The organism is Kocuria dechangensis, assembly GCF_014636775.1.
GTDB classification, from domain to species: Bacteria; Actinomycetota; Actinomycetes; order Actinomycetales; family Micrococcaceae; genus Kocuria; species Kocuria dechangensis.
The window spans coordinates 1-24,769 of record NZ_BMEQ01000015.1; the positions used below are offsets into that span (position 1 = coordinate 1).

22 protein-coding genes and 1 pseudogene are annotated in these 24,769 nt (G+C 72.5%); 11 read left to right on the forward strand and 12 right to left on the reverse strand.

Going from position 1 to position 24,769, the window contains the following annotated elements; translation table 11 throughout:
* Positions 1–120 precede the first annotated feature (120 nt).
* Positions 121–1,152 carry an NAD(P)-dependent alcohol dehydrogenase gene (locus IEW07_RS13185; protein ID WP_229741837.1) on the forward strand — a complete coding sequence of 344 codons (1,032 nt, stop codon included), beginning with the start codon at positions 121–123 and terminating at the stop codon, positions 1,150–1,152.
* Here IEW07_RS13185 and IEW07_RS13190 read toward each other — a convergent pair.
* The gene (locus tag IEW07_RS13190; RefSeq protein ID WP_188537968.1) at positions 1,103–2,119 is read right to left on the reverse strand and encodes a DMT family transporter; all 1,017 of its coding nucleotides are present in this window, start codon (positions 2,117–2,119) and stop codon (positions 1,103–1,105) included. The two genes, IEW07_RS13185 and IEW07_RS13190, sit on opposite strands and share 50 nt — an antisense overlap.
* 65 nt (positions 2,120–2,184) lie before the next feature.
* Positions 2,185–2,880, reverse strand: a complete 696-nt coding sequence (locus tag IEW07_RS13195; protein ID WP_188537970.1) for a DUF305 domain-containing protein — start codon at positions 2,878–2,880, stop codon at positions 2,185–2,187.
* Positions 2,881–3,329: 449 nt separating this feature from the next.
* Between IEW07_RS13195 and IEW07_RS13200 the strand changes: the two genes are divergently transcribed.
* A complete protein-coding gene (locus tag IEW07_RS13200; protein ID WP_188537972.1) occupies positions 3,330–4,685 on the forward strand; it encodes a phenylacetate--CoA ligase family protein in 1,356 nt (451 codons plus the stop codon).
* A gap of 68 nt (positions 4,686–4,753) precedes the next feature.
* Here IEW07_RS13200 and IEW07_RS13205 read toward each other — a convergent pair whose 3' ends face one another.
* From IEW07_RS13205 to IEW07_RS13220, 4 genes are all read right to left on the reverse strand, one after another.
* Positions 4,754–5,410, reverse strand: coding sequence for a DUF305 domain-containing protein (locus IEW07_RS13205; RefSeq protein WP_188537974.1), 657 nt, complete (start codon positions 5,408–5,410; stop codon positions 4,754–4,756).
* Between the two features lie 142 nt (positions 5,411–5,552).
* The gene (locus IEW07_RS13210) at positions 5,553–5,885 is read right to left on the reverse strand and encodes a heavy-metal-associated domain-containing protein (RefSeq protein ID WP_188537976.1); all 333 of its coding nucleotides are present in this window, start codon (positions 5,883–5,885) and stop codon (positions 5,553–5,555) included.
* Between the two features lie 101 nt (positions 5,886–5,986).
* Positions 5,987–7,129, reverse strand: coding sequence for a sensor histidine kinase (locus tag IEW07_RS13215; protein WP_188537978.1), 1,143 nt, complete (start codon positions 7,127–7,129; stop codon positions 5,987–5,989).
* Positions 7,126–7,827: a response regulator transcription factor gene (locus tag IEW07_RS13220; RefSeq protein ID WP_188537980.1), complete on the reverse strand. Its 702-nt coding sequence runs from the start codon at positions 7,825–7,827 to the stop codon at positions 7,126–7,128. Before IEW07_RS13220 ends, IEW07_RS13215 begins: the two co-directional genes overlap by 4 nt.
* A gap of 159 nt (positions 7,828–7,986) precedes the next feature.
* On the opposite strand from IEW07_RS13220, the gene IEW07_RS21030 reads away from it, so the two are divergent.
* The 3 genes from IEW07_RS21030 to IEW07_RS13230 all read left to right on the forward strand — a co-directional run bounded on the left by IEW07_RS21030 (position 7,987) and on the right by IEW07_RS13230 (position 9,386).
* Positions 7,987–8,169, forward strand: a complete 183-nt coding sequence (locus IEW07_RS21030) for a hypothetical protein (protein WP_229741838.1) — start codon at positions 7,987–7,989, stop codon at positions 8,167–8,169.
* On the forward strand, positions 8,166–8,852 hold the full coding sequence (locus tag IEW07_RS13225) for a F510_1955 family glycosylhydrolase (RefSeq protein WP_229741839.1): 687 nt from the start codon (positions 8,166–8,168) through the stop codon (positions 8,850–8,852). Before IEW07_RS21030 ends, IEW07_RS13225 begins: the two co-directional genes overlap by 4 nt.
* Positions 8,853–8,948: 96 nt before the next feature.
* The gene (locus IEW07_RS13230; protein ID WP_188537982.1) at positions 8,949–9,386 is read left to right on the forward strand and encodes a hypothetical protein; all 438 of its coding nucleotides are present in this window, start codon (positions 8,949–8,951) and stop codon (positions 9,384–9,386) included.
* Positions 9,387–9,825: 439 nt separating this feature from the next.
* On the opposite strand, the gene IEW07_RS13235 is transcribed toward IEW07_RS13230, so the two are convergent.
* Both IEW07_RS13235 and IEW07_RS13240 read right to left on the reverse strand, forming a co-directional pair.
* On the reverse strand, positions 9,826–10,272 hold the full coding sequence (locus tag IEW07_RS13235; protein ID WP_188537984.1) for a universal stress protein: 447 nt from the start codon (positions 10,270–10,272) through the stop codon (positions 9,826–9,828).
* Positions 10,269–11,354 carry a type II glyceraldehyde-3-phosphate dehydrogenase gene (locus IEW07_RS13240; protein ID WP_188537986.1) on the reverse strand — a complete coding sequence of 362 codons (1,086 nt, stop codon included), beginning with the start codon at positions 11,352–11,354 and terminating at the stop codon, positions 10,269–10,271. Before IEW07_RS13240 ends, IEW07_RS13235 begins: the two co-directional genes overlap by 4 nt.
* Positions 11,355–11,748: 394 nt before the next feature.
* On the opposite strand from IEW07_RS13240, the gene IEW07_RS13245 reads away from it, so the two are divergent.
* The gene (locus tag IEW07_RS13245) at positions 11,749–11,994 is read left to right on the forward strand and encodes a cation transporter (protein WP_188537988.1); all 246 of its coding nucleotides are present in this window, start codon (positions 11,749–11,751) and stop codon (positions 11,992–11,994) included.
* A gap of 47 nt (positions 11,995–12,041) precedes the next feature.
* Positions 12,042–14,981: an HAD-IA family hydrolase gene (locus IEW07_RS13250; protein ID WP_268235536.1), complete on the forward strand. Its 2,940-nt coding sequence runs from the start codon at positions 12,042–12,044 to the stop codon at positions 14,979–14,981.
* Positions 14,982–15,216: 235 nt separating this feature from the next.
* Here IEW07_RS13250 and IEW07_RS13255 read toward each other — a convergent pair whose 3' ends face one another.
* Positions 15,217–15,693, reverse strand: coding sequence for a MaoC family dehydratase (locus IEW07_RS13255; protein ID WP_188537991.1), 477 nt, complete (start codon positions 15,691–15,693; stop codon positions 15,217–15,219).
* Between the two features lie 62 nt (positions 15,694–15,755).
* Positions 15,756–16,328, reverse strand: coding sequence for an MOSC domain-containing protein (locus IEW07_RS13260; RefSeq protein WP_188537993.1), 573 nt, complete (start codon positions 16,326–16,328; stop codon positions 15,756–15,758).
* Between the two features lie 332 nt (positions 16,329–16,660).
* Here IEW07_RS13260 and IEW07_RS13265 point away from each other — a divergent pair, with 332 nt between their 5' ends.
* The 4 genes from IEW07_RS13265 (at position 16,661) to IEW07_RS13280 (ending at position 21,601) form a co-directional block, all read left to right on the forward strand.
* Positions 16,661–18,640 (forward strand): APC family permease, encoded by a 1,980-nt coding sequence (locus IEW07_RS13265; protein WP_188537995.1) that lies wholly within the window; start codon positions 16,661–16,663, stop codon positions 18,638–18,640.
* A gap of 155 nt (positions 18,641–18,795) precedes the next feature.
* Positions 18,796–20,319, forward strand: coding sequence for a sensor histidine kinase (locus tag IEW07_RS13270; RefSeq protein WP_188537997.1), 1,524 nt, complete (start codon positions 18,796–18,798; stop codon positions 20,317–20,319).
* Positions 20,316–20,999, forward strand: coding sequence for a response regulator (locus IEW07_RS13275; RefSeq protein ID WP_229741840.1), 684 nt, complete (start codon positions 20,316–20,318; stop codon positions 20,997–20,999). The genes IEW07_RS13270 and IEW07_RS13275 overlap by 4 nt, the downstream gene beginning before the upstream one ends.
* Before the next feature lie 44 nt (positions 21,000–21,043).
* Positions 21,044–21,601, forward strand: coding sequence for a hypothetical protein (locus IEW07_RS13280; RefSeq protein WP_188537999.1), 558 nt, complete (start codon positions 21,044–21,046; stop codon positions 21,599–21,601).
* 339 nt (positions 21,602–21,940) lie between these two features.
* On the opposite strand, the gene IEW07_RS21040 is transcribed toward IEW07_RS13280, so the two are convergent.
* Positions 21,941–23,902 (reverse strand): S8 family serine peptidase, encoded by a 1,962-nt coding sequence (locus IEW07_RS21040; protein ID WP_229741841.1) that lies wholly within the window; start codon positions 23,900–23,902, stop codon positions 21,941–21,943.
* Positions 23,903–24,161: 259 nt separating this feature from the next.
* Positions 24,162–24,746: pseudogene (locus IEW07_RS21865) on the reverse strand (S-layer homology domain-containing protein); the annotation flags it as partial.
* Positions 24,747–24,769: the final 23 nt, after the last annotated feature.

The following is a 24,769-nucleotide window of genomic DNA, read 5'->3' on the forward strand; positions in this document are numbered from 1 at the left end:
GGTCGCCCCGGCGATGGAGCACCTGCACCTGTTCGACACCGCCACCGGCACCCGCCTCCCCGACTGAGCGCCCGCATGACGCAGACGAACACACAGCAAGCGCAGACAGAGGTGCCGCCCATGTCTCTGCCGCAGTCCATGCGAGCCAGCGTCCTGACCGGTCCGGGCCGGCTCCTGGTCGAGGAGCGGCCCGTGCCAGTGCCGGGCCCGGGCGAGGTGCTGGTCCGCATCCTCGCCGTGGGCGTGTGCGGCTCCGACACGCACTACTACGAGCACGGGAGGATCGGCGACTTCGTGGTCGAGGAGCCCCTGGTGCTCGGCCACGAACCCTCCGGGCAGGTGGTGGCCGTCGGTCCCGGCGTCGACCCCGCCCGTGTCGGGGAGCGCGTGTCGCTGGAACCGGGGATCCCGGAGCCGTTCTCGGCGGAGACCCTGGCCGGCCGGTACAACCTCGACCCCGCGGTGCGCTTCTTCGCCACCCCGCCGGTGGACGGCGTCTTCTCCGAGTACGCGGTGCATCCCGCGGCCTTCTGCCACACCGTGCCGGACAGCGTCTCCGACGAGGCCGCGGCCCTGCTGGAGCCGCTCTCGGTCGGGATCGCGGCGGTGCAGGCCGGTCACGTGCGGCTGGGATCCAGGGTGCTCGTGGCCGGAGCCGGGCCGATCGGTCTACTCGTGGCGCAGTGCGCGGCCCTCGCCGGGGCCACCGACGTCGTCGTGACGGACGTGCGCGCCGAGCGCCTCGAGGTCGCGCGCGGCTACGGGGCCACGGACGTCTTCACGACCCAGGACGCGCCGGAGCAGGGAGCGCCGTTCCCAGGCTCGGGGTACGACGTGTTCGTGGATGCCACGGGGGTGCAGCCGGCGGTGCTGTCCGGGTTGCACCGGCTCGCCCCCGCCGGACGCGCCGTGCTGGTGGGGATGGGCATGGACACCCTGGCCCTGCCCGTGCCGCTCGTGCAGAACCGTGAGCTGGTCATCACGGGCACGTTCCGCTACGCCAACACCTGGCCCACCGCGGTGCGCCTCGCCGCCTCGGGCGAGGTGGACCTCGACGGGCTCGTCACCTCCCGGCACGGTCTCGACGACGTCGCCGGGGCGCTCACGGCCGGCCGCGGCGCGGGAGCCCTGAAGGCGGTCGTCCGGCCCTGACCAGCGGCTCCTGACCGTCCACCGGCGGCCCGGCCCCTCCCGAGGGGCCGGGCCGCCGGTCCGCGACGTTGGTGGGGGCGACGGCGAGCACGACCAGCGCGGCGGCGATCACCGAGAGACCGGCCCAGCCGGCGGCGGTCAGCCGCTCGCCCACCACGACGACCGCCAGCACCGCCGCGACCGCCGGCTCGGTCAGGGTGAGGGTGGTCGCCGTGCTCGGGCGCACCCGGGCGAGCCCGATCCCGAACAGGAAGTACCCGAGGAACATCGGCACCAGGGCCATGTACGCGGCGACGGCGAACGACGGCGCCGAGGCGACCAGGGGCGCGCCCGTGACCAGCAGGACGGGAACCAGCAGCGCCCCGCCGGCCCCGAAGACCGCCCCCATCGACGCCGCGCGCCCCACCTGGTGGCCCATCAGCCGGTGGACCACCCAGGAGTACAGCGCGTAGGTCGTTCCGGCCACCAGGCCCAGCCCGATGCCGGCCGCGGTCGCGGAGGCGGACACCGCCGGCTGCGCGGTCTTCGACAGGACCAGCAGGACGCTGCCGAGGACGCCCAGGACGGCCGCCAGCATCCACCACCGGCTCAGGGACCTGTGCTCCAGCGCCCGTTCCAGGACCCCGGAGGCCAGGGGAGCGGAGGCCAGGGAGACGACCGTGCCGATCGCCACCCCGCCCAGGTGCATCGAGCTGTAGAACGCCAGCGGGTAGACCGCCACCGCCACCGCCCCGACCGCCACCAGGCCCGCGTGCCTCCGCAGCGACTCCCGCGAGCGCCGCAGCGCGGGCAGGGCGATCGCCGCCTGCAGCAGCCCGCCGACGCCCAGCGCGGCGGCTCCGATCGCCAGCGGCCCGGCGTCGGGCGCGAAGGTCGCGGCGGTCCCGGTGGTGCCCCACAGGACGGAGGTGGCCAGGATCGCGGCGATGCCGGGGACCGGCGAGCGGAGGGCGGGAGGCTCAGGCATGGGACCAGTCTCGCGCCTCGCAGGCCCGGGCCGGCGAACCCCACCGGCGTCGGGCCGGTCCGTGGTCAGGCCGTGAACCACTCCTCCAGCCAGCCCTGCATGAGCTCGATCTCCGCCTGCTGGTCCTCGATCATCGTCTCCGCCATGGCCCGGAGCTCCGGGTCGGTCCCCATCTGCAGCTCCATCCGGGCCATCTCGACGGCCATCCGGTGGTGGGCGATCATCTCCTCGAGGAAGGCCTTGTCGAACTCGTCCCCGGACAGCTTCGCCAGCTCCTCGAGGCCCATGCCGTCCATCCCGCCCATCATGCCGCCGTGCATGTCGCCGCCCATGCCCCCACCGTGGCCCTGGCCACCGTGATGGCCGTGACCGTGGTGGCCGTGACCGTGGTGGCCGTGACCGTGACGACCGTGGCGGTGGCGATCCTCGTCCTTCTCGGCGGCGAGCCGGTCGGCGGCGGCCTGCAGCTGCTCGATCTCCTCCGTCTGGACCTCGATGATCTTCTCGGCCAGGTCCCGGACCTCGGGACGATCGGACTTCTCCAGGGCCAGTTCGGCCATGTCGATCGCGCCCTGGTGGTGGGGGATCATCATCACGGCGAAGTGGTGGTCGTGCGACATGTGCCGCATGTGCCGCTCGGAACTCATCTGCGCGGAAGCCGGACCGTGCGCGGGGGACGCGACCGCCGCCGCGGCGCCGGCACTGCTGAGGGCCAGGGCCAGGGCCGTTCCGGCGGCCAGGTGCTTGAACGTCGACGTCATGACGAACCTCTCCTTCGCAGGAGCCCGTGCCGGGCCCACACATCGTTGTGCTTGCTCCGGTCAGCTCCGGATCGGGGCGGACCGGCACCGTCCACGGTAGACCTGTCGCTGAGGGAAGATCAGGGCAGGGGGGGGTGGACGGTACATCTTCACCGAATCTTCAAGACCGCAGGGGTTCAGGCGTCGAACGGAGCGGTCTAGCGTCGAGATCACGGCGGGCCGACGCCGGTCGGTTCGCCGTACCGACCCGGAGAAGGAGCGCGCCATGACGCACCACATCGCTTCCATGCTGAAGGCCTCTCCGAAGGATCTCGGCGCGGTGGACAAGGATCTGCTGGCCCACCTGGGCTGAGGCTCCCACCCGGAACGGCGCACCCGGTGGGGTCGCTCCGACCGCGGTGCATCGTCGGAGGGTCGGCAGGGGCCATCCCTGACGGATCGGAGGAGAGATGGACGCCCGGTTGCTCTCCGAGCTTCTCCTGCTGCGCGCCTCCTGGGGGCGGCGCGACCGGTGGAGCGCTGAGCGCATCGCACTCGAGCAGGCACGAGGTCTGGCCCGGTTGCGGCGGGTGGCCTACGCCCGGTCGGCGTTCTACCGCAGCCATCACGCCGGGCTGCTCGACGCCCCGCTGTCGGCGCTGCCGCCGGTGACCAAGGCGCAGCTGATGGAGCACTTCGACGAGGCGGTCACCGCCCCGGGGCTGCGGCGGGCCGACGTCGAGGCGCACCTGCACGAGCTGGTCACCTCAGGGGCGGACCCCGGGGTGCCGTGGCGGGGGCGCTGGTGGGCGGCCGCCACGGCCGGCACCACGGGCCGGCCGGGGGTCTTCGTGTGGAACCGGGCGGAGTGGGCGATCGTGCTGGCCTCCTACGCGAGGGCCAACGACTGGGCCGGGGTGCCGGCCGGGCTGACCCGTCCGCTGCGGGTGGCGGTGGTCAGCTCGCGGGTGCCCACCCACCAGTCGGCGGTGGTGGGGGCGTCCCTGCAGTCGCGGATGGTGCCGACCCTGCGCCTGGACGCCACCGACCCGCTGCCCGAGGCCGTCCGGCAGCTCAACGCCTTCCGGCCCCGGCTGCTGGTGGGCTACCCCTCGGCGCTGCGCCCGCTGGCGGCCGAGCAAGAAGCAGGAAGGCTGGCCATCGCCCCGGCCTCGGTGGTCTCGGCCTCCGAGGTGCTCACGGCGCAGACCGCCGCCGCGATCGAGGCGGCCTGGGGCACGTCCCCCTTCGATGTGTACGCAGCCACTGAGACGGCCGGCATCGCCTCCCCGTGCCGCTACCGCACCCGCCACCTCTACGAGGACCTGGTCATCGTGGAGCCGGTCGACGAGGCCGGGGTCCCCGTGCCGGCGGGCACGGTGGGAGCCCGCCTGCTGGTGACCGTGCTGTTCTCCCGCACCCTGCCGCTGATCCGCTACGAGATGTCCGACCGGATCGCTCTCGGGGGGCGTGGCTGCGCGTGCGGGCGGTCCTTCGCCCGGCTGGAGACCATCGAGGGCCGCTCGGAGGACGTGCTCGAGCTCCCCGGGGCCGGTGGCCGGGTGCGGGTGCACCCCAATGTCTTCCACCGGGTGCTCGACGAGGTGTCGGTGGCCGGGTGGCAGGTGGTCCAGCACCCCGACGGTCTGCGGGTCCGGGTCGCCGGACTGGCACCGGGGCGCACCGTCGAGTCGGTCCGGGCCGGTGTGGCTGCGGCTCTGGCCGCCACCGGCGTGGTGGGCACCCCGGTGGAGGTCGGCGTGGTGGCGTCCCTGGAGCGGACCCGGTTGGGCAAGGCACCCCTGGTGCAGGCGCTGGGCCGCTGAGCCCATCGGCCGTTGCGCCCCGACCGTGGCCGGCACCGCGCGGTGGCCCCGCCACCTTCTGTGGATTCTCAGGACTGGCTGGGCAGCTCCTTGAGCAGCTCCTCCATCTCGGTGATCTCCGCCTCCTGGGCGGAGATGATGTCCCGGGCGAGCTGAACGGCCTGTGAATTGGAGCCGTTCTCCACCTCGACCTGGGCCATCTCGACCGCACCCTCGTGGTGGACGGTCATCTGCTCCAGGTACAGCCGGGCCGCCTCCGCCCCCTGGGCGTCGTTGAGCATGCCCATGTCCTCCTCGGTCATCATGCCGCTGCCGTGGCCGCCGTGGCCGGTGTCCCCGTCGTCGGGGGTGGCGGGGGCGCCCCAGGTGGAGAGCATCTGGTCCATGCGCTCGATCTCGGGACCCTGGGCGTCGATGACCTTCTGGGCGAAGTCGCGCACCTGGGCCGGGACGGCGTCCTTGGCCAGCAGCGTCTCGCTCATCTGAACGGCCTGTTCGTGGTGGGGGATCATCATCTGCGCGAACATCACGTCGTCGTCGTCGTGCTCCTCCGCGATGGGCTCGCCGGAGGCTGAGGCGTTTCCCGTGGCATCGGGGGCAGAGGTGGCCGGGGTCGCGGTCTCCGAGACCGTGCCGGCGCTGTCCTGGGCGCCGCTGGTGCCGCAGCCGGCCACAGCCAGGGCCGAGGCCAGGGAGAGAACGGTGAGGGTGGTGGATCGCTTCACGGTGGGTCCTTCTCTTCGGTTCGGGGGGGGGTGAAAGCGGGGCAGGTCAGTGAGTGGGGACGGTGGCGGGCCGCGCGGCGCGGAAGGCTCATGCTGTGCCTTTCACGAAGGCTGCCGGCCGATCGGTGCGAGGGGGACTGCCTCAGGCCACGACGACGGTGTAGCCAGCAGCCTCGACCGCGGCCCGCACGGCCTGCGGGGTTGCGGTACCGCTGACGGTCACGGTGGAGACACCACCGGCCACCAGGTCGATGCGCACATCGGTCACACCCTCCAGGGCGGTGATCTCCTCCGTGACGCTGGTCGCGCAGTGGCCGCAGGTCATGCCCTCCACCTGGTAGGTCGTGGAGGCCCCGGTGGAGAGGGCTGCCTCAGCAGCGGCGGGGGGAGCCGCCTGGTCGGAGACCGGGGCGGGGGTGCAGCAGGCGCAGCCGGTGGAGGCCATCGGCAGCGGCTTCGGGGTCTGCGGGGTCATGGGAAGCTCCTTCGGTCGGATCATGCGGTACAGCCGGGACCGGGACGATCCCTACCCCTCCAGGGTATATACCCCCTAGGGGTATAAAGCAAGGAAGAATGTCATCCGGGGACCTCTGCCGCCGGGGGGCCCACCTGTTGACGGGTCGGCAGCTCCACGGTGAACACCGCGCCGTGGCCGGGCCCGGAGGAGGTGGCGGTGAGGGCCCCGCCGTGGGCTTCCACCAGGGCTTTGGAGATGGTGAGTCCGATCCCGGAGCCGCCGTGGTCGCGGTCCCGGGCGGTGTCCCCGCGCCAGAAGCGCTCGAAGACCTGGGGCAGGTGCTCGGCGGCGATGCCGTCGCCGGTGTCGGCCACCTGGATGGCCAGGTGGTGGGGGCTGGAGGTGGTGGTCCGGACGGTCACTGTGCCCCCGGGCGGGGTGTGACGCAGGGCGTTGGTGAGCAGGTTGCCCAGCACCTGGCCCATCCGTTGCCGGTCCACCTCCACCGTCCCGCCCTGGTCGAGGTCGACCAGAAGTTCTACCCCCTTGGCGGCGTAGGCCTCCCGGTGGGCCTCGACCGCGGCGTGCACCAGTTCGCACACCGGGTGCTCGGCGCGGTCCAGGTCCATCCGTCCTTCTTCGGCGCGGGAGACGTCGTTGATGTCCTCGACCAGCCGGGTCAACCGGGCGAGCTGTTCGCTCATGAGCTCATCGGTCGTCTCGTCCCAGTGGGTGACCCCGTCCTGGAGGGCCTCGAAGTAGACGGTGAGCACCGAGATCGGGGTGCGCATCTCGTGGGCCAGGTCCGAGAGCATCCGGCGGCGGGTGTCCTCCGTGCGCTGAAGCCGGGCGGCCATGGTGTTGAAGGAGGAGGCGAGGGCGTCCACCTCCGCACCGGCGCCCATGTCCGGCACCCGGGTGTCGTAGCGGCCGCGGGCCATGCCCTGGGCTGCTTCGGTCAGCCGTTCCAGGGGATCACGGAGGCGGCGCGAGCACCAGGCGCTGACCACCAGAGCACAGATCAGGGCGGTGCCCAGGGCCACGCCCAGGGTGATGAGGTTGGTGTCGCGGTAGGCCCGCTCCACGTGCAGCAGCTCCGGGGAATTCTCGGGGTGCCCGGCTATGAGCATGTGCTCGTGGAAGATCGGGGGCCCGGCCAGGGAGGCAACTACCCCCGAGGCGAGGATGCTGACACCCACCACCAGCACCTGGGCGAGGAAGAACCGAGAGGCGATCCCGCGGTGGCGCCGCAGCGGGCTCATCGGATCGCCATCCGGTAGCCGACCCCGCGCACGGTGTCGATGTAGCGGTTCGGGTCCTCCCCGAGTTTCCGGCGCAGGTGCCCGATGTGCACGTCCACCAGCCGGTCGTCCCCCACCCAGGCCGGGCCCCACACGGTGTCGATGAGCTGGCGGCGGGTGAGCGCCTGGTGGGGGTGGCCCGACAGCGCGGCCAGCAGGTCGAACTCCGTGCGGGTCAACGGCACAGGGTTCCCGCCCCGCCGGGCCTCGTGGGCGGCCAGGTCGACGACGAGATCCCCGAACACCCGGGCCGGCTCGGCGGGGACCACGGTGGTGCGAGGCCGGCGCAGCACCGCAGCCACCCGGGCGACGAGTTCGCGGACGCTGAAGGGCTTGGTGATGTAGTCATCGGCCCCCGCCGCCAGCCCGGCCAGCTTGTCCTCCTCGTCCCCGCGGGCGGTGAGCATCAGTACGTAGCACTCGGAGAACGCCCGGAGCCGGCGGCACACCTCGATGCCGTCCATCCCGGGCAGGCCCAGGTCCAGCACCACCACATCAGGGGCTTGGGTGCGTGCGGCCTGAACGGCGTCGGGGCCTGTGTGGGCGGTGAGGACGTCGTAGCCGGCCCGGGTCAGATAGGTGGCGACCATCTGGGCCAGGGGCTTCTCGTCGTCGACCACCAGCACCCGCCCGGCCGCCGCATCGATGCCAGGGTTCATGCCATCAGTGTCTCCCCCGTGTGGGCCGCATCGGCGCCGAGAACTGGTCGGGGGGCGGAATCTTCGCCAAACCTTCAAACAAACCTCCCGGGAGCCTCATCAGAGCGGGGAGACAATGAGGGGTGCGCCTCGCGGTGCGGTGCGAGGCGGAAAGGACCCATGGACCCCCTGACCCGCAGATCCCTTCTCGTGGGTGGCTTCGGCCTGTTCGGCACCGGTGCGCTGGTGGCGTGTTCGCCGCAGGCGCAGTCCACGGCCCCGGTCGCGTCCTCCAGCGCCGGTCACGCCGGGACGGCGATCACCCATGTCCACGCTTCACTCGCCACGGGGTCGGCGGAGTGATTCTGCTGGCCACCCACGAGGGCCTGTTCCGCCTCCAGGACCGGGAACTGACCCGGGTGGGCCCGGTGGTGGATCTGATGGGCTTCACCCTCACCCCCGAGGGTCGTTACCAGGCCTCGGGTTACCCCGGCCCCGGGACCGACCTGCCCGAGCCCCTGGGCCTGGCCGAATCCACCGACGCCGGTGAGACCTGGAACATGCTCTCCCGCGGCGGGGAGTCGGACTTCCACGCCCTGGCCGCCGGCCCCCAGGGAGTCCTCGGCTTCGACGGGCAGCTGCGCGCCAGCACCGACGGCCGCACCTGGAAGACCCTCGAGATCCCCTCCGCCCCGGCTTCCCTGGCGATCGCCCCGGGCACGGGGACGGTACTGGCCACCACCGAGAACGGCGTGCTGCGCTTCGCCGACGACGGGGCCACCCGGGACACCCTGGACGCCCCGCAGCTGATGCCCCTGGTGGCCTGGGCCGATGAGAGGACCATCGTGGGTGCCGGCATCGACGGCCGCCTCCTGTCCAGCACGGATGCCGGGGACACCTGGGTGGCCAGCGACGAGGCGATCGGGGAGATCACCGCTCTGGGGGCGGGCCTCACCGAGGAGGGGACAGTGGAGACACTGCTGGTGGCCGACTCCACCGTTGTACGCACCACCGACGGCGGCAGGACCACCGAAGCGCTGCTGTAAGAGCGCACGTGAGCCTGCTGGGCCCCTGTCCATGGACCGCCCGTGACCAGATTCGGCGCGGACAGCACACTCCCCGCAAGGAGGGACGCGACGGCGATGGACAAGCATCTCTCCCACCACCGGGCCGGCGATCATCCGACCGCGCCCGGCGGCGCTGCGTCGACCCGGCCACGGCGCCTGCGCGCGCTGTGGAACTCGGCCATGGGCGGGATGGGTGCGGTCCTGGGGCTGCTCCCGCACGTGCTGCACCACGTGGGCGTGCTCGCCGGGATGGCCCTGATTGCCGGGTCCGGCGGGACCCTCGTGTTCGGCGTTCTGGGCCTTGCCGCCTCGGTTCCTCTGCTGCTGCGCCTGCGCCGCCGGTTCGGAACCTGGTGGGCGCCCGCCGTCGGTCTGCTCGTCTTCGCGGCCCTCTACTCGCTCTCGGCCTTCGTCATCGGCCCGCTGATCAGCGGCAGCGCAACAGTCGACGTCCCGGGCGGGGAGGAGTCCCCGGCTCCCTCCCACAACCCCGACCACACCGCCGGCCACTGACCGGCAGGGGAGCAGGGCAGCGGGAGAGCGGTTCGATGCAGCCGGCAGATTTCTGAAGGGTCCACGATGCCACCGCCGGGCAATCCCCGGGTGATCGCCCGGACGAGGTCCCGCGAGCCCTTCCCCTCGGCCGACCAAAGCGGTGAGCTCCTCCACTGCCCCAACACCGACGGCAGGAACCTCCTGATACCGCAGGGCTCCGGCGGCCACCCCTCCCCACCCTGAGGACATCCCTCTCAAGGACGCAACAGTGCGTGATCCTCCCTGGCCCGCTGACGCTGCGATGTGCTCCTCACCATCCTGCGCGACGGGCACTCTCTGCCCAGACCCGTCTCAGTCGCAGAACCTTTCAGGCACGGCCCTGGCCGCTCGACGAAAACCTGTAGAGGCCCCCGCACCTGGACCCGGAGATGCGGTAACCACAGGGGTGGACCGGGCCCTACAGCCGGCCCGGGCGCCTGGATCTGACGACGAGCACGGGGCAGCGGGCGTGATGGACGACCTGGTTGGAGACGGAGCCCAACAGCAGACCGGTGAAGCCGCCGTAGCCGTGGGAACCCACGATCAGCAGATCGGCCTCGGCGGAGGCCTCGATCAGCACGGCGGCCGGCTGCCCCTGGACCACCTCGCCGGTGATGTCCTCCGGGGCGGCGTGCGCGCTGCGCAGCGCCTCGGCCTGGAGGAACCGGGCCCGGGCTTCGTATCCGGTCAGGTCCCAGTCCAGGTCCTCGTCGTCGGCCACCATGGCCGGGTGCTGCCAGGCGGTCACCACATGGACCTGCCCGTGGCGCAGCCGGGCCTCGGCGACCGCCCACTCCAACGCCCTCAGGGACTCGGGGGAGCCGTCCACCCCGACCACGATGCGGAAGGTCTCCGTCGCGTTCACGACCGTGCCCCCGCCGGGGAGTGGGCCTGGCCCGGGTGCGGGGCGCGGAAGAGGAAGTCTGCGCGCACTCCCAGGGCGGCGTCGGTGCGGCTCATGGATTCGGCCCCGTCCGTGACGGTGCCGGCCAGGGCCCGGATCGCGTCGATGTTCTCCGGGACGACCACCGCCTGGTTGTCGACGGTGTAGGTGCAGAACAGTTCGCCGCCCTGCACCGTGAGGACGTCGGCCCACACGGCGACCTCGTACATGTCACAGCGGGGCCGTCCGAGGTCCCGCATCAGCTCGATGGTGCTGTTGGGCGCCACGATCCCCTCGCTGCTGCGCACCAGCGCGATCCGCGGCATGGCGCCCAGCACCTCGAGGACTTCCTCCGAGGTGGCGGGGCGGGTGAGGTCGATGGCCCAGTAGTGCAGGTGGTTCTGGGTGTGGGCGCCCTTCGCGGCCATGGTCACCACGTCGAGCTCCGGCACGACCGTCCGGGCGTCGGGGCCCTGGTGGCTGGGGATGGCCGTTTCCGGAACGATGGTGTTCATGATCCCGGAGTGGTCGGACTCCCAGGGGTCGGTGGCCCGGCGGATGAGCACCCCGCGTGCCCTGGTCAGCAACCCTGCGTCCTGCAGCGCGCTCAGGGTCCGGACGGTGGCGGTGGTGTTGCAGGAGACCACGCGGGTGGTGTCCCGGTTCAGGGCGGTGGCGTAGTTGGCGTGGGCCACGAAGGAATGGCCGGTGAGGGCGTGCTTCTCCCCGCCCTGGAAGATGGCTCTGACCCCGTGGGCACGGTAGTGCTCCAGATTGGTGGCCCCGATCCTGGCCGGGGTGCAGTCCACGATCACGTCGACGACCCCGAGCAGCTGGTGCAGTTCTCCCGCCACGGGCAACCCGGTGGAGCGCATCGCCGCGGCGCCTTCGGCGGTGGAGGCGTAGACGGGGATGCCGCGGGAGACAGCGGCGGTGATCCGGTAGTCGGAGATCACGTCGCTGACCCCGACCAGTTCCATGTCGTCCTGGGCGGTGATCGCATCGGCCACGCGTTTGCCGATGACCCCGTAGCCGTTGACGCCCACCCGAATCTTCTGGGTCATGATCGTTCCTTTCCTGGAGGCGCTGTCGGTGGTCGCTGAGCCGACGCCGCGCAGGAGCGCGGTGCTCCTGTGCTGCGGGACACCGCAGTGATCGTCACGGCGGGCGGCTGCTGTTGCTCACGGGTCCAGCGAAGGCCGGTCCTGACCCAGGATGCTCCGGCCGGGGAGCGGTGGCAGGTCCGGCCGGGATTTCAACATGAAATCTTCACGGACTCAGCCTTCATCGCCTCCCACCCAGGATCTACCGTCGGTCATGTACCTGCCCGGTACACCATCGGTTTCCGCCTGCCCACCTCGTGCGATTGCCGGCCAGGCGGGGGCTTCGAGGAAGGGCGCGGACGAGGCGGTGTGGTTCGCCGGCACACCGCTGGCTGACCGCGAAGGAGGGTCTGGGATGAGCGAGCACGAGGCCCCTGCTGTCATGGAGGTGCAGGGACTCCACCGGGCCTCCTCCAAGGCCGTCGTCGAGGCGACGCTCTCCCGCCGCCCGGGCGTGCTACAGGGGGAGGCCGATCCTGTCTCCCAGACGGCCAACGTCACCTTCGACCCCGACCGGACCTCGACAGCGGATCTCATCGGCTGGGTGCGTGGGTGCGGCTACCACTGCGCCGGCCAGGCCGAAACGTATCCGCTGCGATGAGCGACCGCCCCGGGATCCTGAACAACCCAGAGAGGAGCCTGTCCGAGATGGCCACCACCGACCACGGCAACGCCACCGAGATGCCCCCTCGAGCCGGGCGCAGCCCCGCCCTGCCCTATGAGGCGGTGCTGTTCACCCTGACCGAGGTCCTCACCCCCGCTGCCCTGGCCCGGGTGGGCGTGCGCGCCTATCCGGGCACGATGGCCCTGCTGGAGCGGCTGCGCGCCGGAGGCATCCCCGTCGGCCTGGTCACACCCCACGCCGATGCCGAAACGGTGCTGTCCGACGCCGGGGTGCACGCCCGGTTCGACGTGATCATCGACGGGCAGGTCGCCGCCGAGCAGCACCTGCCCGGCCCGCCGGAGCCGGACCTGTACCTGGAGGCGGCCCGCCGCCTCGGGGTCTCCCCTCAGCGGGTCGCGGTGGTCGAGGACGCCGCGGCCGGCATCCAGGCCGGCCGTGCCGGAGGCTTCGGGCTGGTGGTCGGCATCGACCGCACCGGGACGCGGGAGGGCCTGGAGGGCGCCGGGGCCGATCTGGTCCTGGGGGAGGTCTCCGAGCTGGACCTGGGGGTCTCGCGCACCGACCCGTGGCGGATGGTCTACCACGGCTTCGACCCCGCCCACGAGGGCCACCGCGAGGCCCTGACCACCCTGGGCAACGGCTACATGGCCACCCGTGGGGCGCACCCGGAGCGCCGCGACGACGGCACCCACTATCCCGGCACGTATCTGGCCGGGATCTACAACCGGGCCACCTGCACCATCCACGGGCAGGAGCTGGAGGAAGAGCACCTGGTCAACACGCCCAACTGGTTGCCGGTGGATCTGCGGATCGGGCAGGGCCCGTGGTGGTCCACCGGGGGATTGGACACCGCCGGGGAACGGCGCGAGCTGGACCTGCGCCAGGGGGTGCTGACCCGTTGCCTGTCCCTCACCGGCCCCGAAGGGCAGTGCGTGTCCGTGGTGCAGCGCCGGCTGGTGTCGATGCACGCCCCCCACCTGGCCGCCCTGGAGACCACCGTGACGGCCCAGGGCTTCAGCGGGCCCGTCAGTATCCGGGTCGGGATCGACGCCGCGGTGACCAACACCAACGTCCACGACTACATCGGCACCGGCGGACAGCACCTCACCGCGCCCGTGTTCACCGAACCCGACCCGGACACGGTCCTGTGCGAGGTCCTGACCACCCAGAGCCAGATCCGCCTGGGCCTGGCCGTGCGCACCACCATCGACGGCGCCTCGGCCCGGGCCCACCCCGGCATCTCCGAAGAAGGGCGCTACTGCCGCCAGTACGACCTGGAGCTCACCGACGGGCACCCGGTCACCGTGCTCAGGACCGCGGCCGTGGCCACCTCCCGCGACCGCGCCATCTCCTCCCCGGCCACCGCAGTGCAGGCCGAGCTCAGCCGCCACCGCGGAGATTTCGCCTCCCTGCTCCAACCCCACGCGGGGGCCTGGCGGCGCCTGTGGGAACGGTTCGCCATCACCTTCGACGCCGACCGGCAGTCCCAGCTGGTGCTCAACCTGCACGTGTTCCACCTGCTGCAGACCGTCTCCGAGCACACCGCCGCCCTCGACGCCGGAGTCCCGGCCCGGGGCCTGCACGGGGAGGGCTACCGCGGACACGTCTTCTGGGACGACCTGTTCGTCTTCCCGGTCCTGGGCCTGCGCGTCCCGGAGACCACCGAAGCCCTGTTGGACTACCGGTGGCACCGCCTCGACGCGGCCCGGGCCGCAGCTCGGACCAAGGGCCTGTCCGGGGCGATGTTCCCCTGGCAGAGCGGCAGCGACGGGCGGGAGGAGACCCCCCGCCAGCTGTACAACCGCCGCGCCGACCACTGGGTGCCCGACTACTCCCACCGGCAGCGCCACGTCGGGTTGGCCGTGGCCTACAACGCCTGGCAGCACTACCAGGTCACCGGGGACCGCGCCTGGCTGGCCGCCAGGGGGGCCGAGCTGATCATCGAGGTCACGCGCCTCTTCTCCTCCCTGGCCGGCTACGACCCGGAGACGGACCGGTTCCACATCGACCACGTGGTGGGCCCGGACGAGTACCACGACGGGCCCCCCGGTTCCCCGGGGGCCGGATTCCGCGACAACGCCTACACCAACGTCCTGACCTCCTGGCTGTGCGACCGGGCGGGCGCCGTCCTCACCGAACTGGCCGGCCACCCGGCCCGGGAGCTCATCGACCGGCTGCAGATCACCGCTGAGGAGATCGCCCACTGGGAGCACCTGGCCCGCCGCCTGGCCGTGCCCTTCCACGACGGGATCATCAGCCAGTTCGCCGGCTATGGGGAGCTCCTGGAGCTGGACTGGGCCGGCTACCGCGCCCGGTACGGCAGCATCGAACGCCTCGACCTGATCCTCGAGGCCGAGAACGACACCCCCAACCGCTACAAGCTGGCCAAGCAGGCCGACGTGCTGATGCTCATCCACCTTCTGGGCCCCGAGGGGACCACCCGGGCGCTGGACCGGCTCGGGTACGCCTTCGACCAGGAGGATCTGCGGCGCACCGTGGAGTACTACCTGGCCCGCACCGCCCACGGCTCGACGCTGAGCCGGGTGGCCCATGCCTCGGTCCTGGCCCAGATCGACACCACCCGCGCCTGGAGCGTGTTCCGCCAGGCCCTGCTCGCAGACCTGGACGACACCCAGGGCGGCACCACCCGTGAAGGGGTCCACCTGGGCGCCATGTCGGGCACGATCGACATCGTCGTGCGGGCCTTCGCCGGCCTGCACATCGAGACCGCCGCGCTGGCCTTCACCCCCCGGCTGCCCGAGCACCTGCGAGAGGTGGGCTTCCAGGTGCTCTACCGGGGCCACCGCATCGATGTCGCCCTGTCCACGGACGCCCTCCATGTCCGCCTCCAACCCAGCAGCGCACCACCGGTGCACATCAGCGTGGCCGGTGACCACGCGGAGCTGTCCGGAGGTCACGACCACAGCTTCCCCCTCTCCCCGGATTCCTTCATCACTGCCTGACAAGCGCTGGCCGTTGAAGGACCACGGTCTCGGCTGCACTGATCCACTGCCTGACTTTCGTCGGAGGCGAGCACCAGTCCGGCGTAGTGGGCGTTGCCGGCGGCGACGGTGGTCCTGAGCAGGGGCGCGAGCTGGGCGCCGGCCTGGCCGTCCGTGTGCGCCTGACCCCGATCCCAGCACGACGCCACGACCGAACCTCCCCTTCTCCATGACCGGGGACAGCGGGCCTCCGGGCTCAGGACCGGGGTGCGTCCGAGGGGGAGGGCCGGGAGGGGCGTGTGAACATCAGCAGGGTCGCGGTGGTCCGCTGGCGGATCTCCCCGGTGCGGGTGACGGTCTCGTAGCCGATCGTCACGAATCCGCGGTCGGGCTTGGAGCGGGACGGCGTGATCTCGGTGACGGTGATCTCCGCGTGCACCACGTCGCCGGGCCTGGTGGGCGAGGGCCAGCTCAGCTCCACCCCGGCACCGATGATGCCGGTGGCGATGGGCAGTCCGCTGGTGACGATCAGGCGCATGGTGACCGCCGCGGTGTGCCATCCGCTGGCGGCCAGGCCCTGGAAGAACGAGCCGGCGGCGGCCTCCTCGTCGAGGTGGAAGGGCTGGGGGTCGTACCGGCCGGCGAAGGCGAGGATCTCCTCCTGGGTGATCTCGTACTCGTCGGTCCGGAACCGGTCCCCGACGGCCAGGTCGTCCAGCCACAGCGGGTTCATGGGCCACCTCTCGTGGTCGTCGGTGTCGGGATGACGGGTTCTCGGGGCGTGGCGGCGGGCACCTACGGCAGCCGTTCCGGTCGCCGCAGGACGGCCTCGCCCGCCCGGTCGGGCTCGAGGGGCACGGGGCTGTGCAGCACGGCCGGTCCGCGGTGCAGGACGCCGGTCGTCAGCGGCCGGCAGCGCAGACCTCCTCGCCCCCGCATCGCGGCGTGCGCGCCCGGGGCGAGCACCCGGTCCATCCAGGCGCAGGGGTGGGCCGGTCGCCCGCCCCGCAGCTCCACGAGCGCCCCGCGCGACTCCAGGGCGAACTCCTCGCCCAGCAGCGGCGCCAGCTGGGCGCCCCTGAGGACGACGTTGCGCCGTGCCAGGAGCGGGTCGAAGGGGGCGGCGCCCAGCTCCGCGGCCATGGCTTCGAGAGCCTCGACGGCGAGCAGGGTGACCGCGGCATCCATGTGCGCGGCCTTGCCGAAGAACCGGTCGCCGACGACGCCCTTGCCGGCCACCAGCTCGGCCCTGTCGGCGTCCGTCGTCGGCACGGCCGCGGCGCCGTCCCGTGCGCGGCCGAAGTAGGCGTGCTCCGGCGACACGAGCAGGTGCAGCACCTCCACGTCGTACCTGTACGTCCCCGTCATGCCTCCGGCTCCTCCGTCGCCACGGTGCCCGCTCCGGTGTCCCGCGCTCTGCGCGTCCCGGACCGGTCGTCGATGGCGCGAGTCTAGATGAACCCGGTCGCGGGCGGGTCGAGCCGGGCCGCGGCTCCAGCGGTGTAAAGCCGGCGCTAAGAATCGCCGGATTCCCATTAGCCCGGCATTAAGAAACGCCCGGGGTGCCCGGCTGGGGTGTGGACTGTTCTCCGGAGATGTCGCGCCCGCGGTGCCGGCGGATCCACCACCCCTGTCCGCCGCACGAAGCCCGTGACGATCTCGGCCGCCCCGAGCCGGGCCCGGGTTCGAGAGAGCAGATCATGACTCGTTCGACGACGTACTCGATGCCGGCCAGCGTGTCCCGCCCCGCGGGCAGGCCCGCCTCCCGTCATCCGCTGGTGCGGTGGCTGTCGGTCCACCAGGTCGCCCCGGTGGGGCCGGCCGCGGCCGAGACCGGGCACCCGCAGCACGCCTGGTGGAAGGTGATGTGCCTGACCGGGGTGGACTACTTCTCCACGCTGTCCTACCTGCCCGGCATCGCCGCCCTGGCCGCAGGGGTGTTCTCCCCCCTGGCCACGCTGCTGATCGTGGTGCTGACCCTGGCGGGGATGATGCCGATGTACCGCAAGGTCGCCCAGGAGAGCCCGCACGGGCAGGGGTCGGTGGCGATGCTCGAGCACCTGCTCCCGTTCTGGCGGGGCAAGGTGTTCGTGCTGGTGCTGCTGGGGTTCGTGGCCACCTCCTGGATCGTCACCATCACCCTGTCCGCGGCCGACGCCACCGTGCACCTGGTGGAGAACCCGCTGGCCCCCCGGTTCCTGCACGGGCACAACGTGGCGGTGACCGTGGTGCTCCTGCTGGTCCTGGGCGCTGTCTTCCTCAAGGGCTTCACCGAGGCCGTGGCCGTGGCGATCCCCCTGGTGGTGGCGTTCATGGGCCTCAACGCCGTGATCATCGGTGCCGGCGCCTGGGAGATCGTCTCCACGCCTGGTTCCTTCCAGGGCTGGACGGAGGCCCTCACCCGCACGGGGGGAGGACCGGGGCAGATCCTGGGCCTGTCGGTGCTGGCGTTCCCGCTGCTGGTGCTGGGCCTGTCCGGGTTCGAGACCGGGGTGTCGATGATGCCCCTGGTCGCCGCCCAGGGGGCGACTCCCGCCCAGCGGCTGGCCTCACGGGTGCGCAACGCCCGGAAGCTGCTGACCACGGCGGCGCTGATCATGAGCGTCTACCTCATCGGGTCCTCCTTCGTGACCACGGTGCTGATCCCGGCCGAAGAGTTCGAGGAGGGCGGGGCCGCCTACGGCCGGGCCCTGGCCTACCTGGCCCACGAGCACTTCGGGGAGGGCTTCGGCACCGTCTACGACCTGGCCAGCATCCTCATCCTGTGGTTCGCCGGGGCCTCGGCGATGGCCGGGCTGATCAACATCGTCCCCCGCTACCTGCCCGGCTACGGCATGGCCCCGGAGTGGGGGCGGCTGGTCCGCCCGGTGGTGTTCGTCTACACCGGCCTGAGCGTCCTGATCACGATCGTCTTCCGCGCCGACGTCAACGCCCAGGCCGGGGCCTACGCCACCGGGGTGCTGGCCATGATGGTCTCCGCCGCGGTGGCCGTGACCATCTCCTGCTACCGGGGACACCGCCGGGGCGCGGCGGCCGGGTTCGCCGTGGTGACGCTGGTGATGGGCTACGCCCTGGTGGAGAACATCATCCTGAAGCCCGACGGCCTGGTGATCTCCGCGTTCTTCGTCGCCGGGATCATCGCCGTTTCCCTCATCTCCCGGGTCACCCGGACCACCGAGCTGCGCGCCGACCGCATCGCCTTCGACGGGACGGCGCGGCAGTTCGTGCTGGAGTCCCTCGAGCACGACGGGCGGCTGAACATCATCGCCCACAAGCCGTCCGGCAACAGCGGGCGCCGCTACGCGGCCAAGGAGGCCGTCCAGCGGCTGGTCAACCCGGTCCCCGGCCAGGCCGACGTGATCTTCCTGGAGGTGCAGATCAGCGATCCCTCCTCGTTCTCCGAGGAGCTGGAGGTCCGCGGGGTGGAGGTCTCCGGGCACCGGATCCTGCGGGTCTCCAGCCCGGCCGCCCCCAACGCGATCGCCGCGGTCCTGCTGGCCCTGCGCGACGGCACCGGGGTGATCCCGCACGCCTACTTCGACTGGTCCGAGGGCAACCCCATCACCCACCTGCTGCGCTACCTGCTGCTGGGCCAGGGCGACACGGCCCCCGTGGTCCGGGAGATCCTCCGCGAGCACGAGCCCGCCCCGGACCGCCGACCCCGCATCCACGTCGGTTGATCCCCGTGCACCCGTCAATGAAGACCGGGCGGCACCTGCCCGCGGAGAATGAGGAGGCGGTCAGGACTGGCCGCGACCCGATCCGCACGGGGCACGACGCCCGGGCGCGGATCGGGCGATCGGCCGGGTGCGGCCAGAAGGAGGTCGAGGTCCCCGTGGACTCTCACGCCGAGAACCGGCCGGCCGGGTCCGTCCCGCCGCGTCCCCAGCGACAGCTCCGGCGGAGCGCGCCCCTGAGCCGGGGGCGCCGCCTCACCGGGTGGATGCTCGCCGTGGGCGGGTCGGCCGGGCTGACCGCGGTGTTCCTCCGTGCCGGGACCGGCGAGCAGAACCTGACCCTGAACTTCCTGTGCCACCTGACCCTGGTCGTGTTCGTGGCGATCGTGGGCGGGTGGTGGCCGGCGGTGGCCGCGGCCGTGCTGGGCACGATGCTCATCAACTGGTTCTTCACCCCGCCCACCGGGCAGTGGATCATCCACGAGCCGCTGAACATCTGGGCGCTGGTGCTGTTCCTGCTGGTGGCCGCCGGGGTGGCCCGGGTGGTCGACATCGAGGCCCGCCGCACCGCCGAGGCGCGGGCCGCCCGCCACCAGGCGGCGGTGCTGTTCGAGCTGGCCGGCGGAGTGATCAGCGAGGGCCTGAGCGTGCAGGCCCTGCTGGACCGGCTGCGGAGCAGCTACGCCCTCACCAGCGTCGCCCTGGCCGCACGGCCCGCCGGGCCCACGGCCCCGGACGAGCGGACCGTCCTGCTGATCTCGGGGCGCCCGGCCACGGACCCCGCCGCCTGGGACGCCACCGTGACCGTCGACGACCGCCACGTCCTGCTGGTCGACGGCATCTCCGCCGAGGCCCCCGAACGGGGCATCCTGGAGGCCTTCGCCGGGCGGATCGGCGCCGTGCTGCAGCAGCACGCCCTGGACGAGGCGCGGCTGCAGGCCCGGGAGCTGGCGGCCGGCAACGCCATGCGCACCGCCCTGCTGGCGGCGGTCTCCCACGACCTGCGCACCCCCCTGGCCGGGATCAAGGCCTCCGTCTCCAGCCTGCGGATGCAGGACGTCGTGCTCAGCGAGCAGGACACCGCCGAGCTGCTGGCCACCATCGAGGAGTCCGCCGACCAGCTCACCGAGCGGATCGACGACCTGCTGGACATGAGCCGCATCCAGTCCGGGAACCTGGTCGTCCACCGGGTGCCCCTGGAGCTGGCGGACCTGGCCGAGAGCGCGGTCCGCAACGCCTGCGGCGCCGAGCAGCGGCACCGGATCGACCTGGACATCCCGCTGGACACGCCCCCCGTCCTCGGGGACCACGGGCTGCTCGTGCGGATCATCGCCAACCTCGTGGAGAACGCCGTGAAGCACAGCACCGGCACCCCCGTGACCCTGCGGGCCGCCGCGACCGACGGAGCCGTCGCACTGCAGGTGATCGACCACGGACCCGGGGTGCCCGCCGCGGACCGGGAGAGGATCTTCCAGCCCTTCCAGCGCCTGGGCGACCGGGACAACACCACCGGGATCGGACTGGGCCTGGCGGTGGCGCGCGGGCTGGCCGAAGGCGTCGGGGGCCGGGTCCACGCCGAGGACACCCCCGGCGGCGGGCTCACCATGGTCCTCACCCTCCGTGCGCTCGCCCCGCGCACCGTCCCGGCGGCGGCCTCCGGGTCCGGGCAGGTGCAGCCGTGAGCGCCAGCGTGCTCGTCGTCGAGGACGACCCCCAGATCACCCGGGCCCTGCTGGTGAACCTCAAGGCCCGCGGCTACCGCACCCACCAGGCCGCCACCGGGCGCCAGGCCCTGGCCGTGGCCGCCCACGAGCACCCCGACGTCGTCCTCCTGGACCTGGGCCTGCCCGACATGGAGGGCCGGGAGGTGATCGAGGGCATCCGCGGGTGGTCCCAGGTGCCGATCATCGTCGTGTCGGCCCGCAACGAGTCCCACAGCAAGGTCGACGCCCTGGACCGCGGAGCCGACGACTACGTGGCCAAGCCGTTCGCGATGGACGAGCTGCTGGCCCGCCTGCGCGCCGCCCTGCGCCGGGCCCAGCCCGACCCGGCCGGAGCCGTGGTCACCACCTCCGACGGCCGGGTGCGCATCGACCTGGCGCAGAGGTCCCTCACCGTCGCCGGTGAACCGGTGCGCCTGACCAAGCTCGAGTGGCGCCTCGTGGAGGTCTTCGCCCGCAACCCCCACCGGCTCATCGGCCGTACGGAACTTCTCACCACCGTGTGGGGCCCCGACTACGGCGAGGAGGCCAACTCCCTGCGCGTCTACATGTCCCAGATCCGCGCCAAGCTCGAGCCCGAGCCCTCCCATCCCCGCTACTTCCTCACGGAACTGGGCATGGGCTACCGGTTCACGCCCTGACGAGCCCCCCCGCGGCCCTCCACAACCGATGTGAGCGAGATCGAATGGACACCAGAACCCCCAGCGAGCGCGGCGGCGTGGTGCTGTCCCACCCCGACCGGCCCGTCCCGTCCCGACGACGGCTGCTGCTGGAGACGGTCCCCGCCGACGGGGTCGTCCTCGTGGCCGGCCTGTGCGCCGCCTGGTGGGCGGGGACCGGCGGCGGGCGCCAGTGGTTCGTGCCGGGATGGGCGGGAGTCTTCGTCCTGGCCTGGCTGGTGCTCATGCTCGGACGGGCCCCGCGTCCGGAGGTGCGCCGGTTCTCCCAGCGCAGCGACGTCCACGCCGCCCGACGAGAGGCCCGTCGCACCGGGCGGCTCCCGGAGTCCCCCTCGGTGCGCGTCGGGGTCGCCGCCCGCTCATGCGACCAGCTGGAGTTGACGGTCCTGCTGCTGACCGCAGGCGTGACCACGGGGCTGGGGATCCTGCTGTGGCCCGCCCTGCCGTGGGCAGGGATCGTCGTCGTCTGGGCGGCGCTCACCGCCCTGTCCCTGACGGGCGCCGTGCGGGGATGGATCTATCTGCGCCTGTACGAGACCGCCCACCGGCGTCCGCCGACGTGACCGGTGTGGGACGGCCGTCGCGCCGGAGGTTGAGGTGTCCGGCGCGACGACCGTCGCGGCAGCTGCGGCGCCGGCGGAGGAGAGGCCCGTACAGGCCGTCGCCGCCACGACCCCCATCGTGGCCGGCGCTCTCCGGACCGCCCGTCCCCCGTGGAGCCCCCCAGCTCCCCTTCGAGGTGTGCGTCCCGCATCTGCTGATTGTTAGCGTACGCAAATGCCGGAAGCGGCCGACAGCCACACTTGTGGGCACAAGCCGGCCGGGCGCCGGCGCCGACCCCGCCCGGGCCCGACGAGTAGGCCCGGGCCCGGCGGCTCCGTCCCACGGCGGGCTCCTGCGGCTCAGAGCAGCGGCGACAGCCGGAAGAGGAACGCAGCCATCGCGTCGCGCTTGATCGAGGTCAGCGGCCTGTAGGAGCGGCTGCCGTCGGAGCCGGTCCACCCGGTGGAGATGCCCTGGGCCGAGAGCCAGGCCATCTCCTGGTAGAACTGCTGCCCGGTGCTCACGTCCTTGAACGGGGAGACCGGCGGGGCCGTGTAGGCGGGGGATCCGGCGAAGCGGTAGAGGAACGCGGCCATTGCGTCACGGTTGATCGGCGCGTCGGGCCGGTAGGAGCGGGTGCCGTCGGAGCCGGCCCACCCGGTGGAGATGCCCTGGTCGGCGAGCCAGGCCATCTCCTTGTAGAACTGCTGCCCGGTGCTCACGTCCTTGAACGGGGAGACCGGCGGGGCCGTGTAGGCCGGGGACCCGGCCATCCGGTAGAGGAACGCCGCCATCGCGTCACGGTTGACCGGGCTCAGGGCGCGGTAGGTCCTGGACCCGTCGGCCTCGGTCCAGCCGGTGGAGATGCCGCGCTCGGCCACCCAGACCATCTCGGCGTAGAACTGCTGGCCCGCGGAGATGTCGGCGAACGGCGCCGGCGGCCTCGCGGTGGAGACCGCCTCCGCCGGGTCGAGCACGGGCAGCCCGTTGACGCTGTCGGCCGAGCGCTTCAGCTGGGCCTCGATCTCGGCCGGCGTCATGGACCGGTCCTGCTCCTTGAGCAGCGCCACCACCCCGGCCACGTAGGGGGCGGCCATGGAGGTGCCCGACATCATCCCCACGGTCGCCTCCCCGGGCGCCTGGGCGCCGGTGTTCCAGGAGGAGAGGATCTCCTGGCCGGGGGCGTAGACGTCCACCGCGGGCCCGTAGTTGGAGAAGGCCGCCCGCGACCCGGACTGCGTGACGGCGCCGACGGTGATGACGTTGCGGCAGTTGCCGGGAGCCGACCGGGAGGCATCGACACCGTCGTTGCCCGCGGCGGCGACGATCGTGACGCCCCGGGCGGTCGCGTGGTCGATGGTCTCCTGCAGCCACGGGTGGCATTCGCCCGCCAGGCCCAGGGACAGGTTGATCACATCGGCGGCGCGCTCGGCGGGGAACCGGGGGTCCCGCAGCTCGGGGCCTCCGGACATCCAGGAGAGGCCCTCGACGACGTCGACGAGGCTGCCGTTGTTGCAGGCGCCCAGGGCGCGGATGCTGAACAGGCCGGCGTCCGGGGCGACCCCGACGGTGCCGGTCCCGTTGTCGTCGGCCACGGCGATCCCGGCCACGTGGGTGCCGTGCCAGCTGGAGGGGAGCGCCGCGCCGTTGCACTGCTCAGCGCTCCCGTAGGTCCCGGGGTCGTGGTGGAAGCCGTCGCGGTCGTTCTCCGCGTTGCGCTCGCCGTCGTTGGAGTACGCCGCCTCGGCGATGAAGTCGTAGCCCCCGACGAGCTGCTGCTCCAGGTCGGGGTGCACGGTGATCCCCGAGTCGATGACCCCGATGACCGAGCCCTTGCCGGTGGCGTGGTTCCAGGCGCCGGACATGCTCTGCGGCTGCATCGACCACTGCTGGGGGTAGCCGGGGTCGGCAGGGACCAGGCCGTAGCCGGTGACGACCCGGTCGGGCACGGCGTAGGCGACGGCGGGGTCGGCGGCGAGCTCGTCGGCCAGGCGCTGGGCCTCCTCCAGGTCCACCGGCTTCTTCAGCTCCACGACGGTGGCACCCGCCGCGGTGGCCTCGGTCCGGGCGACGTCGTCGCCCCCGGGCACTCCGGCGGCGGCCGCGGCCCGGCCCAGCAGGCGGTCCTGGGCGGCGTCGGAGGGGGAGTCGCTGTACTTGACGACCAGCCGGCCGGTGAGCTCCTCGGCGGACGCGGCCGCTGTCGCAGCAGGGCCGGCCGGGGATGCCGGTGCGGCGGCGTCGAGGGCGGCGGCCGGGGCCAGGGAGGTGACCACGAGAGAGGCCGCGGTCAGGGCTGAGAGCAGCGCAGGTCTGCGCATGGAGGGAGCTCCTTCTGCTGGTGTGAGGGACGGCCGGCGATCGCCCTGGCGAAGGAGCTCTCCGGCCGTGTTCTCTCACGTGGAGCCCCCCAGCTCGCCTGCGAGTCGTGCGCCCGTGCACCTGACCGCATTAGCATAGGCAAACAGTCCCCGGTGGGGACAGCCACACAAGTGTGCACAGGAACAGGGGGCCGACGAGGGCCCCGTCGCCCGGCGCACGCGGCTGCAGAGGGGGGACGGGGCCTTCGGCATGCCCGGCTCAGAGCAGCGGGGACAGCCGGAAGAGGAACGCCGCCATCGCGTCGCGCTTGATGTGGTCCAGCGGCCTGTAGGACCGGGTCCCGTCGGAGTGGGCCCAGCCGGTGGAGATCCCCTGCTCGGCGAGCCAGGCCATCTCCTGGTAGAACTTCTGCGTGGTGGCCACGTCCTTGAACGGCGAGTCCGGCGGGGCGGTGTAGGCGGGGGAGCCGGCCAGGCGGTAGAGGAAGGCGGCCATGGCGTCGCGGTTCACCGCCTCGAAGGGCCTGTAGGACCGGGTCCCGTCAGAGTGGGCCCAGCCGGTGGAGATCCCCTGCTCGGCGAGCCAGGCCATCTCCTTGTAGAACTTCTGCGTGGTGGCCACGTCCTTGAACGGCGAGGTCGGCGGGGCGGTGTAGGCGGGGGAGCCGGCCAGGCGGTAGAGGAAGGCGGCCATGGCGTCGCGGTTCACCGCCTCGAAGGGCCTGTAGAGCGACGTGCCGTCGGACAGGGCCCACCCGGTGGAGATCCCCCGGTCGGCCATCCACGCCATCTCGGGGTAGAACTGCTGAGCGGTGGCCACGTCGGCGAACGGCGAGGTCGTGGGGGACGAGAGGTCCCCCGGAGGGG

Bases quoted from the DNA above. Each gene is read 5' to 3' on its own strand.
- IEW07_RS13195 (WP_188537970.1), bottom strand. From the start codon at position 2,880: ATGACGTCGACGTTCAAGCACCTGGCCGCCGGAACGGCCCTGGCCCTG.
- IEW07_RS13250 (WP_268235536.1), top strand. From the start codon at position 12,042: ATGGCCACCACCGACCACGGCAACGCCACCGAGATGCCCCCTCGAGCC.
- IEW07_RS13230 (WP_188537982.1), top strand. From the start codon at position 8,949: ATGGACAAGCATCTCTCCCACCACCGGGCCGGCGATCATCCGACCGCG.
- IEW07_RS13185 (WP_229741837.1), top strand. From the start codon at position 121: ATGTCTCTGCCGCAGTCCATGCGAGCCAGCGTCCTGACCGGTCCGGGC.
- IEW07_RS13220 (WP_188537980.1), bottom strand. From the start codon at position 7,827: ATGAACCCTGGCATCGATGCGGCGGCCGGGCGGGTGCTGGTGGTCGAC.
- IEW07_RS13265 (WP_188537995.1), top strand. From the start codon at position 16,661: ATGACTCGTTCGACGACGTACTCGATGCCGGCCAGCGTGTCCCGCCCC.
- IEW07_RS13190 (WP_188537968.1), bottom strand. From the start codon at position 2,119: ATGCCTGAGCCTCCCGCCCTCCGCTCGCCGGTCCCCGGCATCGCCGCG.
- IEW07_RS13210 (WP_188537976.1), bottom strand. From the start codon at position 5,885: ATGACCCCGCAGACCCCGAAGCCGCTGCCGATGGCCTCCACCGGCTGC.
- IEW07_RS13200 (WP_188537972.1), top strand. From the start codon at position 3,330: ATGGACGCCCGGTTGCTCTCCGAGCTTCTCCTGCTGCGCGCCTCCTGG.
- IEW07_RS13245 (WP_188537988.1), top strand. From the start codon at position 11,749: ATGAGCGAGCACGAGGCCCCTGCTGTCATGGAGGTGCAGGGACTCCAC.
- IEW07_RS13240 (WP_188537986.1), bottom strand. From the start codon at position 11,354: ATGACCCAGAAGATTCGGGTGGGCGTCAACGGCTACGGGGTCATCGGC.
- IEW07_RS13280 (WP_188537999.1), top strand. From the start codon at position 21,044: ATGGACACCAGAACCCCCAGCGAGCGCGGCGGCGTGGTGCTGTCCCAC.
- IEW07_RS21040 (WP_229741841.1), bottom strand. From the start codon at position 23,902: ATGCGCAGACCTGCGCTGCTCTCAGCCCTGACCGCGGCCTCTCTCGTG.
- IEW07_RS13255 (WP_188537991.1), bottom strand. From the start codon at position 15,693: ATGAACCCGCTGTGGCTGGACGACCTGGCCGTCGGGGACCGGTTCCGG.
- IEW07_RS13215 (WP_188537978.1), bottom strand. From the start codon at position 7,129: ATGAGCCCGCTGCGGCGCCACCGCGGGATCGCCTCTCGGTTCTTCCTC.
- IEW07_RS13260 (WP_188537993.1), bottom strand. From the start codon at position 16,328: ATGACGGGGACGTACAGGTACGACGTGGAGGTGCTGCACCTGCTCGTG.
- IEW07_RS21030 (WP_229741838.1), top strand. From the start codon at position 7,987: ATGGACCCCCTGACCCGCAGATCCCTTCTCGTGGGTGGCTTCGGCCTG.